Below are 15,828 nucleotides of genomic sequence, written 5' to 3'. Positions count from 1 at the left end.
GGAGATGTTAGGTAAAATCTTGATTATAGATGATGAGATAGACATGCTTTCCTTGCTAAAAAGGATTATTGAAGGCAAGACAGATTATGAGGTAACAGTTACCCCTGAACCAAAGAGGGCAATAAGGCTTATTCAAGATACCTACTTTGATCTAGTGCTTTTGGATTTGAAGATGCCAGGTATGAGTGGGATGGAGGTTCTAAGGAAGATAAAGGAAATAGAGCCTGATACTGCTGTAATTATCATTACTGCCTACGGAACAATAGAATCTGCTGTAGAAGCCATGAAGATTGGGGCTATTGATTTTATTACAAAACCATTTAAACCGGAGCAGATTCTTCTTACTATCCAAAGGACTATGGATTTGCAAAAGTTAAAGAGGGAAAATAAGGCATTAAAAGAGGAATTGGCCAAGGAAAAGGAAGTTGATTTTATTATAGGAAAAAGCAAGGTTATGCAATCCATTTACAGATACATCCTCCAAGTGGCAAAGACATCAGCTACAGTAGTTATTAGTGGGGAAAGTGGTACTGGTAAAGAGCTTGTAGCCAGAGCCTTGCACCGTCATAGTCTGCGCAGTGATAAACCATTTGTCCCTGTAAACTGTAGTGCCATCCCTGAAACCTTGATTGAGAGTGAGTTTTTTGGACACGTAAGAGGTGCCTTTTCTGGGGCAATTAGAGATAAAATTGGACTAGTAGAAGAGGCTAATGGTGGGACACTCTTTCTGGATGAGGTAAGTGATTTAAACCTACTTATGCAAACAAAGCTTTTGCGTTTTTTACAAGATGGTGAATTTCGCCCCGTTGGTAGCACAAAGAATAAGAGGGCAGATACACGTATCATTGCCGCCACAAATAGGAATTTGTTAGAACTAGTAAAACAGGGAAGATTTAGAGAAGATCTGTATTATCGACTTAATGTGATTAGTATCCACTTGCCTCCATTAAGGGAGAGGAGAGAAGATATCCCTATTTTGGCACACTATTTTCTGGAAAAGTATGCAAAAGCAAATAAGAAGTCTATTAAGGGATTTTCGCAAGCTGCTATGTCAAAATTAATGACAAGAGATTGGCCGGGCAATATAAGGGAGTTACAAAATGTGATTGAGAGAGCAGTGATTATCTGTCAGGGAGAATACATCCAGGCATCAGAGATTGATCCCATGACCTCTTTACAATCTGAGAGTTCTACTGAAGAGATATGGAGTATACCACTCAAAAAGGCAAAACGCCAAATATTGGTAGATTTCTATCATCAATATTTAAGCTATGTCTTAAGACAATGTAAAGGCAATGTTTCTGAAGCCGCAAAGATATGTGGTGTGAAGAGGCAGTATCTTCACCGTCTAATGAAGATTGCCAATCTTAAATCTTCTTCATTTCGCGATTAAACTATGAATTATTCAGTAATGTCATCTGGGTGGTATTCCTCTGAATAGATGTCTATCAATTCTGCCATATGTTCTATGGCCTCCAATAATTCAGTCCAGCTAGGGTTTACATTTTTTAAAATCCCCATGTTTACGAGCAATTTTGTAGCCTGACTATAAAATTCCTTGATTTGTTTTTCTTTTTGAGAGTTAATCATCTTTTACTCCTTATAATAACCTTCCTATTAACTTTGTAAAATCAACCAGTCTACATGCATATGCCCACTCATTGTCATACCATGATAGAACCTTAACAACCCTTTTTTGCAATACCATGGTTGAGACTGCATCTACAATGGCAGAGTGTGAATTTCCTATTATGTCGCTAGAGACTATTCTATCATCGGTTACTTCAAGTATACCCTTCATCCTTTCTTTTGAGTACATCCTTAGGGTATTGTTTATTTCCTCTGCTGTTACCTCCCTTCTAAGAATGGCTACAATATCAGTTACAGAACCACAGATTATAGGTACCCTCATGGCCAGACCTGTCATCTTTCCTTTTAGCTCTGGCAAAACTTGTTCAGTGGCTATAGTTGCTCCAGTACTAGTAGGGATGATTGAAACACCAGCTGCCCTTGCCCGACGAAGCCTTTTGCCAAAGGAGTCAACAAGGGCTTGCCCTGCTGTATAGGCATGGATAGCAGTTATAATTAAGCTTTCAATACCGAATGAATCATTTAACACCTTAGCTACAGGCGCTAGAGAATTTGTAGTGCAGGAGGCCAAAGAGATGATGTTGTGTTTTTCTGGATTGTAGATATCTTCATTTACTCCCAATACAACAGTTGCATCTGCGTTTTTAGAAGGGGCACTGATAATTACCTTTTTTGCCCCTGCTTTAAGATGCCTTTCTGCTGCCTCCTTGTCTGTAAAACAGCCTGTACATTCAACTACTACATCGATATCCAACCTTTTCCATGGGAGGACTTCAGGGTCTCTTTCCCTTGTAATAGTGATGTTTTTTCCATCTACAATTAGAGAATTATTTTCATAGCTAACACTACCCTTGTATTTGCGATAGACAGAATCATACTTAAATAAATAGGCTGCCGCCTCAGGGGTTGCCATAAGGTCATTTATAACAACCACCTCTATATCCTTATATTCCATTGCCCTCCTTAAAAAGCAACGTCCAATCCTACCAAATCCGTTTATAGCTACCTTTATACTCATGACCCTTTTTATATTTTATAGTTAGCAAAATTTATACCAGTAGTCTTATATTAAAGGCATGATAATTGCATTTATAATTTTATAAACTTATAAAAGGAGGTGGATATGAAGGTAGGAGAGATAATGACTGACAAGGTAGAGTATATAGACCATGATGCAAATATTTATGAGGCTATAGAGAAGATGGTTGATAAGAGGATCAGATCTTTAGTTGTAAGGCCAAAAGATGAAAGGGATGTATATGGGGTTATTACAGTAAGGGATGTGGTCTTTAAGGTTATAAAGAAAAATCTTGATTTAAATAAGGTAAAGGTAGAAGATATTGCATCAAAGCCATTAATCTGTGTTGATGAGGAGATGGAGATGGAACACGTTGTGAAATTAATGGAAAAGTTTAATATTGCAAGGATCTTTGTAACCAGAGGGAGGAAAGTAATTGGAGTTGTTGCCTTACTAGATGTTATAGTCAGTAGATTGATTATGAAAAAATAAGGTCTTAGTGTTAAAGTTTTGCCTCACTAGATGTGTGGCAGCTATTTTAACTTGACATTTCAACACAATTTTGTGTTAAAATGTTTTAAAATTATGTTAGAAAAATTATTTCAACCAAAATCAGTAGCTGTTGTAGGTGCTTCTGCTCATGAAGGCAAAATTGGTCATATTCTTGTTCAAAATTTATTGCAGTACAATTTTAAAGGAAAAATTTTTCCTATTAATCCAAAAGTTTCTGAAATTCTTGGTTTAAAAGTTTATCCAAGTCTTATAGATGTTCCTGAAAAGATAGATTTGGCTGTTATTGCAGTGCGTCCACCAGATGTATTGGAGACTATAAAAATCTGTGGGGAAAAGGGTATTCCTGCAGCTATAGTAATTTCTGCTGGCTTTAAAGAAGCAGGCCCAGAAGGGGCACGCCTTGAGGAAGAATTGAAAAGATTGGCAAAAGAGAATTGTGTACGTGTTCTTGGCCCAAATTGTTTAGGATTAATAGATACTTATAGCTGTCTAAATGCCTCTTTCGCAAATGGTATGCCAGAAAAGGGAGAAATTGGGTTTTTCTCTCAATCAGGGGCTATGTGTATTGCAGTATTAGATTGGACTTTAGGAGAAAAAATAGGTTTTTCAAAATTTATTAGCCTTGGTAATAAAGCTGATATATCAGAAATAGATATGCTTATTGCTTTAGGAGAAGATGAAAAAACAAAGGTTATTTTAGGGTATCTTGAAGGTATAGAGAATGGACATACTTTTATTCAAGTAGCTACAGAAGTATCAAAGAAAAAACCTATCATTCTTATAAAGGCAGGTGTAACTTCAGCTGGCGCTAAAGCAGTTTCTTCTCATACAGGTTCATTAGCAGGTTCAGAAGCTGCTTATAAAGCTGCTTTTAAACAAAGTGGTATTATCAGAGCTAAAACAATTGATGAACTTTTTAATTATGCTTTAGCTTTTGTTCGACAACCTTTACCAAAAGGGCCAAAAGTAGCAATTCTCACTAATTCTGGAGGGCCTGGGATTGTGGCTGCTGATGCCTGTGATCAGTCTGCATTACAATTAGCTAGACTTAAAGTAGAGACTATAGAAAAATTGAGGAGTTTTTTGCCTTCAATGGCTTCTTTTTTTAATCCAGTAGATATTTTAGGAGATGCTCATTTTGATCGTTATGAAAAGGCTTTAAAAATATTGGTAGAAGATGAAAATGTAGATGCAATTTTAGTGCTTTTAACACCTACTGCTACAATAGAGGTAAAAGAAACAGCAAAAGTTATTGTGACATATTCAAAAAATACTACTAAGCCCATTCTTTGCTCTTTTATGGGAAAAAATCAGGTAGAAAAGGGGATAAAATTTTTAAAAAAACACGGTATACCTAATTATTTTTGTCCAGAGGATGCAGTAAGTGCTTTAGAAAAAATGTGGCTTAGAAAACATTGGCTTTCACAACCCTTACCTCAATATTCACAAATTATGGCTGACCGTAGTCGTGTAAAATATCTTTTGGAGATGGCAAAGAGAGAAGGTAGATTTCATCTTACAGAAACTGAAGCGAAGGAAGTACTTAAAGCATATGGATTTAATCTACCTAAAACAAAATTAGCAAGAACAAAAGAAGAAGCAGTAAAATCTGCTAAAGAGATTGGTTTTCCTGTAGTATTAAAGATTGTTTCCCCTGATATTTCTCATAAAACAGATGTTGGAGGTGTTATTTTAAATCTTGAAACCCCTCAAGCAGTGGAAGAAGCCTTTACTGAAATGATGGTGAAAGTAAAAGAAAGGCAGCCAAAGGCAGTAATTTATGGTGTATCTGTGCAGGAAATGGTCCAAGGGGCAAAGGAAACCATTATTGGGTTTACTCATGACCCACAATTTGGTCCTTTGCTTATGTTCGGACTTGGTGGTATTTATGTTGAGGTATTAAAGGATGTAACCTTTCGAATAGCACCTATAGATAAAAGAGAAGCTATGGAGATGATAAGAGAAGTTAAGGCCTATCCTTTGTTAAGGGGAATGAGGGGTGAGCCACCAGCAGATATATCAGCCTTAGTAAATGGTATACTTGCCCTTTCTCAGCTTGCTCTTGATTTCCCAGAAATTCTTGAGATAGAAATTAATCCTTTTTTAGTTAAATCAGCTGGCCAGGGCGCTATTGCTGTTGATGCCCGGCTGACTATAAAAAAGGAGTAAAAAAATGAAGATAATTTATATTGGTTCAACTATCCCATTTTCAGGTAAGGGACTCATTACCTTAGGAGTAGGAAAGTATTTTCTTGAAAAGGGGCTTAAACTTGGCTACTTTAAACCGCTTGGCAAAGTTCCTTTACGGGTAAAAAACAATATTATTACTGATAGAGTTGCTTATTTCATTTATCAGAGTTTGGGACTTAAAGATGATTTATCATATTTATGTCCTGTTATTTTAGATTATGAATTGACGGTAAAGGTTTTACGGGGGGAGATAGAAGAATTGATGTCAAAAGTGAAAAAGGCATTTGAAACCATTTCTACTGGAAAGGATATAGTTATAATTGGTGGGGCAGAAACAGTATGGTTAGGAAGTTTTTTAGGAATTTCTGGACTTGAGGTAATAAATACATTAAATGCAAAAGTTATCTTAGTTAATAAATATATAGGAGAGCCATTTTTAGATGGTATTACTGAAGTAAAAAAGGCATTGAAAGATAAACTTTGTGGGATAATATTAAACTGGGTAAAGGAGGAGCAAAAACGAGATATTGAAGAATTGATTGTTCCTTGGTTAGAGCAAAAAGGTATTTTAGTGTTGGGGCTTATTCCTTATGACAATCTTCTTAATGCTATAACAGTGGCTGAATTAAGCGAAAGGTTAGGAGGACAAATCCTTTCAGGGCACGAAGGCCTTAACAAATTTATTCAAAATTATCTAATTGGTGGTATGGAGGTAAGTAGGTTTGTTGAATACATCCGCCGTTCGATTGACCCAGCTGTAATTGTAGGAGGAGATAGGGCAGATATTCAATTAGTAGCGATTGAGGAAGGGGCAAAATGTTTAGTGCTTACAGGTAATTTTATTCCTAATGAGATTATTCTCTCTAAAGCAGATCAAAAAAATGTGCCAATTGTCCTTGTAAGAGATGACACTTATACAGTAGCTAAGAAAGTTCAAGATATTTCTGCTCGTTTGAGTTTAGAGGGGAAAGAGAAAGTAGAAAGAGGATTGGCACTTGTGCAAAAACATTTAAATTTTAAACAATTAGAACAGATTTTAGAATGAGTGAGTCATTTAGTGAATTTTTATTTTCTCAATTGGGAATAAAACCAGAGGAAAGGACTAAAATTTTAGCTAAAACAGAAGAGACAAAATTAACTCTCACAAAAATTTTAAAAAATATAGGAATTGAAGAAAAACGTTTAATGGAATTGATAGCAAAATATTTTGATATTCCTTTTTTAGAAAGGAAGCATTATCCAAAAGAACCTTTAATTTTGGAAGAAATTTCTGTATCTTTTTTGAAAAGACATTGTATTTTGCCTATAAGACGGACAAGAGATGAAGTAATAATAGCTATTTCTGATCCTTTTAATCTTTCACTTATTACTAATCTCAAACAATATTTTCAGCCCTTAAAGGTAAAATTTTATTTAGGATTATCAGAGGATATTCAAGAAGCTATTGATAGACTTTATGGGAATGAAAATGAGATTCAAGAGGCGATGGAAGAGGCAGAAAGTGAGATTAGGGAATGGGAGGAAGAAAACTTACGTGATATGGCTTTAGAAGCTCCAATTGTGCGATTAGTGAATATGATTATTACACGGGGTGTGGAAATGCGCGCTTCTGATATTCACTTTGAACCTTTTGAAAAAGAATTTAAAGTACGTTATCGAATTGATGGTATCCTTCATGAAGCAGAAGCTCCACCAAAAAGATTGCAGCCAGCTATTATTTCTCGAATTAAACTCATAGCAGGCATGAATATTGCAGAAAGACGTTTACCTCAAGATGGAAGAATTAAACTTAGATTAGGTGGACAAGAAATAGATATTCGTGTTTCTACAGTGCCTACTATTTTTGGAGAAAGTGTGGTTTTAAGATTGCTTTATCCAGAAGGTCGTGAATTCAAATTAGATACACTTGGCTTAAATTTAAGAGATTTTAATCTTCTTCAGGAAAAAATTTATTATCCACATGGTATTATTCTTGTTACAGGCCCAACAGGTTCAGGTAAGACTACTACTCTTTATGCAATTTTAAAAGAGATTAAATCACCTGAAAAAAAGATTATTACTGTAGAGGATCCTGTTGAGTATCAGATTGAAGGCATTAATCAAATTCAAGTAAGGCATGATTTAGATTTAAATTTTGCTAAGGTACTTCGTTCTATTGTAAGACAGGATCCGGATGTGCTGCTTATTGGTGAGATTAGAGATACCGAAACAGCAGAGATTGCCATTCAATCTGCCCTCACTGGACATTTGGTTTTTTCTACTCTTCATACAAATGATGCTCCTACTGCAATTACTAGATTAATAGATTTACAAGTAGAACCTTATCTTATTTCTTCTTCAATTCTTTTAGTAATTGCTCAAAGGTTAGTAAGGGTGCTTTGCCCTCATTGTAAAGTACCATTTGAACCAGAAAAAGCTCTTGTTAAAAGAATGATCAGTTATTTTCCACCTCAATTTCAAACTCAGATTGATTGGAAAAATTTAGTGCTTTATCGAAGTGTTGGCTGTGAAGAGTGTGCTTATACTGGTTATAGAGGACGTATAGGTATTTTTGAAGTAATGGAGATAAGTGAAAGGATTCGTTCTCTTATCATTGAAGGTGCAGATGCAGATACTATTCGTCAAAGGGCTATTGCTGAAGGTATGACTACAATGACAGTAGATGGTTTACAAAAAGTTATTAGCGGTATTACTACACTAGAAGAGGTTTTAAGAGTCACAAGATTATAATGGCTACCTTTAAATATCAAGCGAGGACCATTTCTGGTCAATTAGTTAAAGGTTTCATTGAAGCAAAAGAAGAAAAGGAAGCAATTCGCCGTTTAAAAGAACGTCAGCTTATTCCAGTAAAAATTTACATTGCTAAGAGAAAAAAAATACGCATTAGTTCACAAAAGATTATTGATTTTACGATAGATTTAAAAGATTTACTTGAGGGTGGTCTTTCTCTTGATCGAGCATTGGAAATGCTTATGAATTCAGCAGAAAAGCTTGAAATAAAACATCTTATTGCTGATTTGCTTGAGTCAGTAAAGGCAGGAAAAAGTTTTTCTGAGGCTTTAAGCCAACATCATTCAGTATTTGGTCGCTTCTATATTCAAATGATAAGAGTAGGAGAAATGACAGGAAGTTTAACACAAGTGCTAAAATTAATAGGAGATTATTTAGAAGCACGCCAAAAACTTAAAGAAAATTTGATTTCAGTAGCTATTTATCCATCCATTTTACTTACAATTGGTATTATCTCGATTTTTATCTTATTAGGCTATGTTGTACCACGCTTTTCTCAAATTTTTTCTGAATTGCATCAAGAAGTTCCTATATTTATGAAATTTCTTTTAAAATTAGGTTATTTCTTAAATCATTATGGTTGGATTTTCCCTTTTATTCTTATCCTCCTTTTTTTTATTTCAAAACGTTTGACTAATCATCCACACAGTCGTTATCGGATTCATGAGATGTTGTTAAAAGTGCCATATTTAAGAGAAATTATAATAAAAATTGAATTGATAAAATTTACAAGAACAATGGGGATACTACTTCATGCAGGTGTAGATATTTTAGAAGCAATTGAAATAGCAAAAGATGTAATGACAAATGAGATTTTGAAAAAAAACATTACTCAGTTGAAACAAGAAGTAAGAAGTGGGAAAAATATAAGCTTATATTTTAAAAAAGAAATATTTCCACCTAAAATGAGCACAATTTTAGCAGTATCTGAAGAAACTGGGGATCTAGGTGGAGGATTTCTTAATGTAAATAAAAGTTTAGAAAATGAGATGCAGCGTTTTCTTAAAAGAGGATTAAGTTTAATAGAACCAACAGTTATTGTAATTATGGGTATTATAATTGGATTGATTATTTTTAGCATGTTTTCTGCTATCTTAGGGATAAATGAAATCAAATTTTAAAGGATTTACTCTAATTGAAATATTAGTAGTAACTTTTATCATTTCTTTGCTTTTTACATTTACTTTACCTCACTTTTCTAGTATTGTTTTAAAATTGGAACAGAAAAAATTTTTACATCAATTTGTACATACTATTTCATTAGCAGCTACTAATGCAATTTCTTTTAATAAACCAATTTATTTTTTTATTGATGGTCACAATCGCACATATGGTCTTTCAGAAAAAGTTTATTCTATCCCTGAAAATGTTGAAATTTATGCTAGTGGTTTAAAAGAAATTACTCCTGGTCTCTATTATATTTATTTTTATCCTGATGGTACTGCTAATCAGGCAGAAATAGAAATTATTTATGGTAGAAAAAAGTATATTATTAATATCAATCCTTTAACATCTGCTATTAGATGGAAAGAAGTAGGATGAAAAAAGGCTTTACCCTTATAGAAGTAGTAGTAGCGGTTTTTATTATGGCTACTGTTTTAGCAGTACTTATGGGTGTAATAGGACAGAATTTGCGACTTTTAGATAGGGCTTTAAAAGCATTAAAAGAAATTTATGTTTTGGAACAAATTGCTATTCAATTTCAAGGAAAAAAGTTAGAAGAAGGAGAAAGTACAGGAAAGTGGGGAAATATAAATTATAAAGTAAATATTCAACGAATAGAAGAATATGAAGATTTTTTACTTTATAAAGTTTGTGTAAAAGTAAATAAAAGAAGTCTTTGTTTTCTTGAAGCAAATGCGCTTTAATAAAGGATTTACACTATTAGAATTGCTTTTAGCTATGTCCCTTTCTACTCTTGTAATTCTTACTTTAGCTTTAGCTTTAAGGTTTTCTCTTGGAATGTGGTGGAAAGGAATAGGAGGTCAAGAAGAAGAGATTGATTTTTTTAAAATCACACATCTTTTGGAAAAACAATTAAAATATATTTCAACTTTTAAAATTTTTCATACTCGTGGGCTTTTTATAGGAGAAGAAGATAAATTTTGTTTTGTCACTAACTATTCATTGCTTACAGCTAATAAGGCTGCTCCTGTATTAGTTAAATATGAACTAGAAAATGGGAAGATTTTTTATCGTGAGATTCCATTTACTTATGCAGAAAAAATAGAAACATCTTTAAAAGCATTAGATAGTACTAAACCAATTAAATTAAAAATTCCTCTTACTTGGCATTGTGTTTATTATGAAGGTGGGGATGCGAAAAATAATTGGCCAAAGGAAAAGAATAATTTGCCTGAAGCAATAGAGATTGAAGCTAATTTAAAAGGAAAAATATATAAATTTTTATTTCCTTTAAGATGAAAAAACAAAAAGGTTCAATTCTTATTTTTCTTCTCTGGGTTATTGCTTTTCTTTCTTTTATTGTGATGGAATTTGGACGTGAAGTACATCTAAAGGCAAAAACAGCTAGTCGTATATTGGAAGCAAAAAAAGATTATTTTACTGCATACAGTCTTATACAAGAAGCAATAGTTAGATTATCCTTACCAGAAGATGATGAAAGAAGAATCTTGCCTAATGGTCAGGAAATTGAGCTTTCATTTGATAATCAAAGGGCAAAGATTAGAGTTGAAGATGAAGAAGAAAAAATAAATATTAATCTTGTTGATGCTGAAACACTTTTTTCTTTTCTTACAGAAAAAATTGGATTTCCTTCTGAAAAAGCAGAAGAATTAGTTGATTGTATATTAGATTATCGAGATGCTGATAATGTCCCACGCCCTTATGGTGCTGAAGAGGATTATTATCTTTCTCTTTCTCCACCATATAAACCTGCCAATTCAGCTTTTAAAACCTTAGAAGAATTGCTTTTTGTAAAGGGTATTACACCAGAAATTTTTTGGAGTCTTTACAATTTTTTGACAGTTTATGGAAAAAATGTTAAGTATCCTAAGAAAGAGGAAAAGGAACCTATTATGGTAAAGGGTCATTATTATCGATTTGTCTGTGAGATAAAAAACCACTTTTTTGTAATTATTACTTATTACTTAGGGCATGGTCGGCATCGGATAGTTTATCGCAATGAATACTATAAATCCTAAACGTCCTAAAAATCTTATTGTTTTTTTTGAAAATAAGGGCCGATTAGAGATGGCTATCTTAAAAAGACGTTGGTATAAGTGGATGCTTTATCAATTTCAAACTTATGAGGAAAATAACCCTGAAATAAGGGGAATTGAAAGAAAAAAAACTGCAGTTCTTTGGCTGCTTACAAGAGATAAATACCAAATGCATCAAGTATCTTATCCAAAAGGTGTAGGAGAAGATTTATTAAAAGTTATCCATTATGATTTAGAAGAAATTTTTCCAACAGGAGAAGAAACTTTTTTTATATTAGGTGAAGCTTTTGAAGCAGAAGATAGATTTATTTTACCTGTTTTTTATCAAACAAAACTTCAATATCAGACTTTAATAAAGGGATTTGAAGGTTTTTTACAAATAAGTGCTGTACCTTTAGCTTTTTTTTATCCATATTTAATACAAAAATCAACTTGTGTTATTCTTTTCCCATTAAATGGAAATAGTTATGAAGCATCTATTTATATAAATGGTGTACTTCGGGATGTTTTTATTGTAGAGAGAGAAAATATTGCATATTTCAAGAGTTATTTGGAAATTTTAAATATAAAAGAGGTCTTTTTTCTTGGTAATTCTACTAATGATTTATTAAAAGAATTTAAGATTAAAAAAATCAATTTGAAAGAAAAAGTTTTAGAAAATTTTCTTCCATATTTAATAAACAAGACAGAAATCTATGGTTGGCCACAAGGTGTACGATTAAAAATGGATAAATTTATTCTAGCTTATGTTTCAATAGTTATTATTATTATTTTCTATCTTTTATACCCTGTTTTTTTACATTTAGAAAAAAAACATTTAAATCAAAAACTAACAATTATTTCTCAAGAAGTAAAACAACTGCAAAGAAAGTGGGAGCCTATTGAAAAAGTAGAAAAGGAAATTGAAACACTCAAGTCTTTATATAATAAATTAGATGCTTTAAAAGGGAAAGTGGTTTCTCCCCTAGAAGTTTTAAAAATATTAACAGAAATTACGCCTAATGATACTTGGATTTCATATTTTAAGTTAAAAGAAAAAGAGCTTATTATTAGAGGTGAATCAGCATCAGTGGTGAGTTATATGGAGATGCTTACACAAGTGCCTGCTTTTGAAGAAGTAAAGCTTGTTTCACCTGTGCGAAAGAATCCAAGGAGTCATCAAGAAAGATTTCATATTCGTATAAAGTTGAAATGAATCAATTGAAAAAACAGTTAAAAATAAAGGAAAAAAAGTATTTATTGATTATTGCACTTTTTGTCTTAGTCATTTTAGTTGTTTTTCACCTTATATATGTAGCTCCATTAAGCAGTGAAGTTAAAAATTTAAAAAATGAAATAGAAAGAAAAAATTTATTAGTTGAAAAATATAAAACAAAAATTAAATTATACCAGAAAAAACTTCCAAAGCTTAAAAGAGAACTTGAAGCATTAAAAAAAGAGGAAATTTGGCTAAAGCCGCAAGAGTCTTATAAGCTTGCTGCCTCTCTTGAACAGCTTTTAAAATCGTTGGTTGAGCAAGGTAAACTAGAAATAATAAATTATCAAATTTTGCCTGAGAAAAAAAGAGAAGGTTTTAAAGAAATAAAAATTCGCTTTGAAATAAGAACTCATATTCAAGGATTAACTGAAATACTTTCTAAAATAGAAAAGGTAAAGGGTATTTATGTAAGTGAACTTAGTATTACAAAATTTGGGTATAGACAAAAATTTGATTTAAGGGTGAGATTAGTATGTACAAAATTATATTATGGTTAATTATAGTTGTTTTAAGTGTTAATGTGTATGCACAAACAGAAGTGCAATTAGTTCCTCAACATGTTTCAAAACCATCTGTTTCTAAAAATTCCCAAAAAATAATTAAAAAATTTAAGAAAATAGGTAACCCATCTCCAAATTTAAAACAAAAAAATAAACAATCTCGTAAGATTGAATTAAACTTTGAACAAGCACCTCTTAGTGAAGTATTACGAACAATTATGGGTGAATATTTAAAAAAGAGCTATATTATTGAACCTGGATTAAATCCTGGTTTAAGTTTGTATGTCCAAGGTGAATATACAAATGGAGCATTACTTACATTGCTTTGTCAAGCTTTAAGACTATATGGGATTGAGCTTATAGAAAAAAATAATGTTTTTTTGGTAGTACGTAAAGAAAAGGCATCTCAATTAGGTTTACCAATTACCAAACAAGCAATACCCAAAAAAGAAGGCATAGTAATACTTATTTATCGACTTTCATATATAGAGCCAAAAATTGCTTTAAATACAATTAAGCCATTCTTATCTCAAAAAGCTCCAATTATTGTTAATCCTGCCATTTCAGGACTTATATTAGCAGATGAAAAAGAAAATATAAAAACAATATTACAGATTCTTCAAACAATTGATAGTTTTCTTTTAGGTAACATTTATATAGAAACTATCCCTTTGAAACATATAGATGCTAATATTATTGCAGAGAATATAAAAACCATATTTAATGATTTAAGTATCCTAAAAAATAATCCAAAAATTAAAGAAAGCATTGTTATTATTCCTCTAGAAAAAACAAACTATCTTTTAGTAGCAGCCCTTACACAAGAATTGCTTAATGAAGTAAAACGATGGATAAAGATTCTTGACAGTATTGAAGTGACTCAAGAAGAAAGAATTTATGTACGTTTTATAAAAAACGCACAGGCAAAAGATATTGCTGACATACTAAATCAACTTTATGAAACTGGTGTGAGACCAGAATCTAAAAAGAAAAAAATTGTAGAAGCTAAGGTTCCTTTAATGAAAGGTGAAATAAGTGGTGTTTTAACAGGTAGAGTAAAGATTATTGCTGATGAAGTTAATAATGCTTTAGTTATTCTTGCTAATCCTCAGGATTATCAAACTATTGAAAAGGCAATAAAACAATTAGATATTTTGCCAAGACAGGTTTTGATTGATGTAGTGGTGGCTGAAGTAACACTTAAAGGAGAAATAACTTATGGAGTTGAATGGTATTTAAAGAATCGCGGGATTGAAACAGGTCGCATCAGCGCTATACAAGATTTTGGTTATACTTTTAATCCAGAAGCTGCTTTAGGAGAGGCAGCACAAAAAGGGCTTTCCATTTATTATGCTACCCTTTCTCAAAGTATAACATCGTTACTTACTGCCCTTTCTACAAAAACAAAGGTAAGGATTCTTTCTTCTCCTACTGTATTAGCTACTGATCAACAGGAAGCAGAAATTACAGTAGGTGGAAAGGTACCTACTTTAACACAGACACTAACAACAGTTGAAGCAGCTGGTCAGATTGTTCAAAGTGTACAATATCAGACTTATGGAATTATATTAAAAGTCACACCAAGAATAAGCTCTGGTGGTCTTGTTCGACTTGATGTTACACAGGAATATACTGATGTATCTAGAGAAACATATGCTGGTCTTACTACACCTGCATTTATAGAGAGGTCAGTAAAGACAAAACTTGTTGCCAAGGATGGTCAGACAGTAGTAATTGGCGGTCTTATTCAGACAAAGGTAAATAAAGTAAAAAAAGGTATTCCGCTGTTAAAAGATATCCCTTTAATTGGTTTTCTCTTTGGTTCTTGGGAAAAAACAGAAGAAAGGACTGAATTAATTGTTGCTATTACTCCTCATGTAGTACCAGAAAAACCAAAAATGACTATTGGTCAAGAATTTTTAAATAAAATAAAACACTTAAAAGATGTATTAGAAAAAGGTTCTTATTAATTATTCCCAGCTTACAATATCTTTATTTTTACCTTCCCCACCTATTTGTCCATCAGCACCTAATGAATATAAATCATACTCTCCATGTTCTCCTGGGCACTTGTATACATAAGGATGTCCCCATGGATCTAATGGTATCTTTTTTTTCAAATAAGGCCCATCCCATTTTTCTATACCTGGATTAGTTACTAATGCTTCTAAGCCTTCTTCTGTTGTTGGATACCTGCCTACATCTAAACGGAATGCATCTAAGGCTGCACCAAATAATTCTATTTGTGTTTTTGCTGCTTGTTGTTTTGATTTTTCTACTTTTTTAAACAAAGTAGGACCAACAAGCGCAGCAAGCAATCCAAGAATAATCATTACAATAAGAAGTTCTATAAGGGTAAATCCTTTTTCTTTTTTTGACATTATTTTTTCTCCTTTTTATTTTTATATAATTTATCTTTTTGGGGAGATTTGATTAGCGGAATAACATACTCTTGATCTCCCTGAACAAGAATAAGAGAATCTTTTTTAATATCTTTTATCCACATATTACCTAATTTTTCTCCAACAGTTACACTAAATACCTTTTTCCCTTTTCTAGGTACATTAATTTTAATAATTGCTTTTTTAAAATCATCTATAACTATTACCCCAAGTAAACTGACCTTTTTCTCCATGTTTGGAATCATAGGCAACTGTTTGTTCATTTCACCTTCTTCAAAACTTCTTTTTTCACTAAAAAGATTCTTTTGATAAATAATATCAAAAGCCTCTCCTTGAGCTGTTAAGAAAATAAAAAGGAAAAATAATTTTAAATATTTCATGACCA

The 15,828-nt window shown here is 32.5% G+C and carries 17 protein-coding genes; 13 read left to right on the top strand and 4 right to left on the bottom strand.

Going from position 1 to position 15,828, the window contains the following annotated elements:
- Positions 1–4: 4 nt before the first annotated feature.
- On the top strand, positions 5–1,393 hold the full coding sequence (locus tag LWW95_03060; protein MDL1956020.1) for a sigma-54 dependent transcriptional regulator: 1,389 nt from the start codon (positions 5–7) through the stop codon (positions 1,391–1,393).
- 8 nt (positions 1,394–1,401) lie between these two features.
- Here LWW95_03060 and LWW95_03055 read toward each other — a convergent pair whose 3' ends face one another.
- On the bottom strand, positions 1,402–1,590 hold the full coding sequence (locus tag LWW95_03055; GenBank protein ID MDL1956019.1) for a hypothetical protein: 189 nt from the start codon (positions 1,588–1,590) through the stop codon (positions 1,402–1,404).
- A gap of 10 nt (positions 1,591–1,600) precedes the next feature.
- On the bottom strand, positions 1,601–2,608 hold the full coding sequence (gene gap / locus LWW95_03050; protein ID MDL1956018.1) for a type I glyceraldehyde-3-phosphate dehydrogenase: 1,008 nt from the start codon (positions 2,606–2,608) through the stop codon (positions 1,601–1,603).
- A gap of 105 nt (positions 2,609–2,713) precedes the next feature.
- Here gap and LWW95_03045 point away from each other — a divergent pair, with 105 nt between their 5' ends.
- From LWW95_03045 to gspD, 12 genes are all read left to right on the top strand, one after another.
- On the top strand, positions 2,714–3,100 hold the full coding sequence (locus tag LWW95_03045) for a CBS domain-containing protein (GenBank protein ID MDL1956017.1): 387 nt from the start codon (positions 2,714–2,716) through the stop codon (positions 3,098–3,100).
- Positions 3,101–3,193: 93 nt separating this feature from the next.
- Positions 3,194–5,290 (top strand): acetate--CoA ligase family protein, encoded by a 2,097-nt coding sequence (locus LWW95_03040; protein MDL1956016.1) that lies wholly within the window; start codon positions 3,194–3,196, stop codon positions 5,288–5,290.
- 4 nt (positions 5,291–5,294) lie between these two features.
- A complete protein-coding gene (locus tag LWW95_03035) occupies positions 5,295–6,356 on the top strand; it encodes an AAA family ATPase (protein MDL1956015.1) in 1,062 nt (353 codons plus the stop codon).
- A complete protein-coding gene (locus tag LWW95_03030) occupies positions 6,353–8,041 on the top strand; it encodes a GspE/PulE family protein (protein ID MDL1956014.1) in 1,689 nt (562 codons plus the stop codon). The genes LWW95_03035 and LWW95_03030 overlap by 4 nt, the downstream gene beginning before the upstream one ends.
- Entirely contained in the window at positions 8,041–9,222 is a 1,182-nt protein-coding gene (locus LWW95_03025) for a type II secretion system F family protein (GenBank protein ID MDL1956013.1), read from the top strand. Before LWW95_03030 ends, LWW95_03025 begins: the two co-directional genes overlap by 1 nt.
- The gene (locus tag LWW95_03020; GenBank protein ID MDL1956012.1) at positions 9,206–9,643 is read left to right on the top strand and encodes a prepilin-type N-terminal cleavage/methylation domain-containing protein; all 438 of its coding nucleotides are present in this window, start codon (positions 9,206–9,208) and stop codon (positions 9,641–9,643) included. Before LWW95_03025 ends, LWW95_03020 begins: the two co-directional genes overlap by 17 nt.
- Positions 9,640–9,969, top strand: coding sequence for a prepilin-type N-terminal cleavage/methylation domain-containing protein (locus tag LWW95_03015; protein ID MDL1956011.1), 330 nt, complete (start codon positions 9,640–9,642; stop codon positions 9,967–9,969). The genes LWW95_03020 and LWW95_03015 overlap by 4 nt, the downstream gene beginning before the upstream one ends.
- Positions 9,959–10,525, top strand: a complete 567-nt coding sequence (locus LWW95_03010; GenBank protein MDL1956010.1) for a prepilin-type N-terminal cleavage/methylation domain-containing protein — start codon at positions 9,959–9,961, stop codon at positions 10,523–10,525. The genes LWW95_03015 and LWW95_03010 overlap by 11 nt, the downstream gene beginning before the upstream one ends.
- On the top strand, positions 10,522–11,265 hold the full coding sequence (locus LWW95_03005) for a general secretion pathway protein GspK (protein MDL1956009.1): 744 nt from the start codon (positions 10,522–10,524) through the stop codon (positions 11,263–11,265). The genes LWW95_03010 and LWW95_03005 overlap by 4 nt, the downstream gene beginning before the upstream one ends.
- Entirely contained in the window at positions 11,246–12,478 is a 1,233-nt protein-coding gene (locus LWW95_03000; GenBank protein MDL1956008.1) for a PilN domain-containing protein, read from the top strand. The genes LWW95_03005 and LWW95_03000 overlap by 20 nt, the downstream gene beginning before the upstream one ends.
- On the top strand, positions 12,475–13,038 hold the full coding sequence (locus LWW95_02995; GenBank protein ID MDL1956007.1) for a GspMb/PilO family protein: 564 nt from the start codon (positions 12,475–12,477) through the stop codon (positions 13,036–13,038). Before LWW95_03000 ends, LWW95_02995 begins: the two co-directional genes overlap by 4 nt.
- Entirely contained in the window at positions 13,014–15,011 is a 1,998-nt protein-coding gene (gene gspD / locus LWW95_02990) for a type II secretion system secretin GspD (protein MDL1956006.1), read from the top strand. Before LWW95_02995 ends, gspD begins: the two co-directional genes overlap by 25 nt.
- Here gspD and gspG read toward each other — a convergent pair whose 3' ends face one another.
- Together gspG and LWW95_02980 are read right to left on the bottom strand one after the other, a co-directional pair.
- A complete protein-coding gene (gspG, locus tag LWW95_02985; GenBank protein ID MDL1956005.1) occupies positions 15,012–15,422 on the bottom strand; it encodes a type II secretion system major pseudopilin GspG in 411 nt (136 codons plus the stop codon).
- Positions 15,422–15,823: a hypothetical protein gene (locus LWW95_02980; protein MDL1956004.1), complete on the bottom strand. Its 402-nt coding sequence runs from the start codon at positions 15,821–15,823 to the stop codon at positions 15,422–15,424. Before LWW95_02980 ends, gspG begins: the two co-directional genes overlap by 1 nt.
- Between the last annotated feature and the right edge of the window lie 5 nt (positions 15,824–15,828).

It is taken from the genome of Candidatus Desulfofervidus auxilii (assembly GCA_030262725.1).
Taxonomy (GTDB): Bacteria; Desulfobacterota; Desulfofervidia; order Desulfofervidales; family Desulfofervidaceae; genus JAJSZS01.
This window is presented reverse-complemented; position numbering and strand designations above follow the sequence as displayed.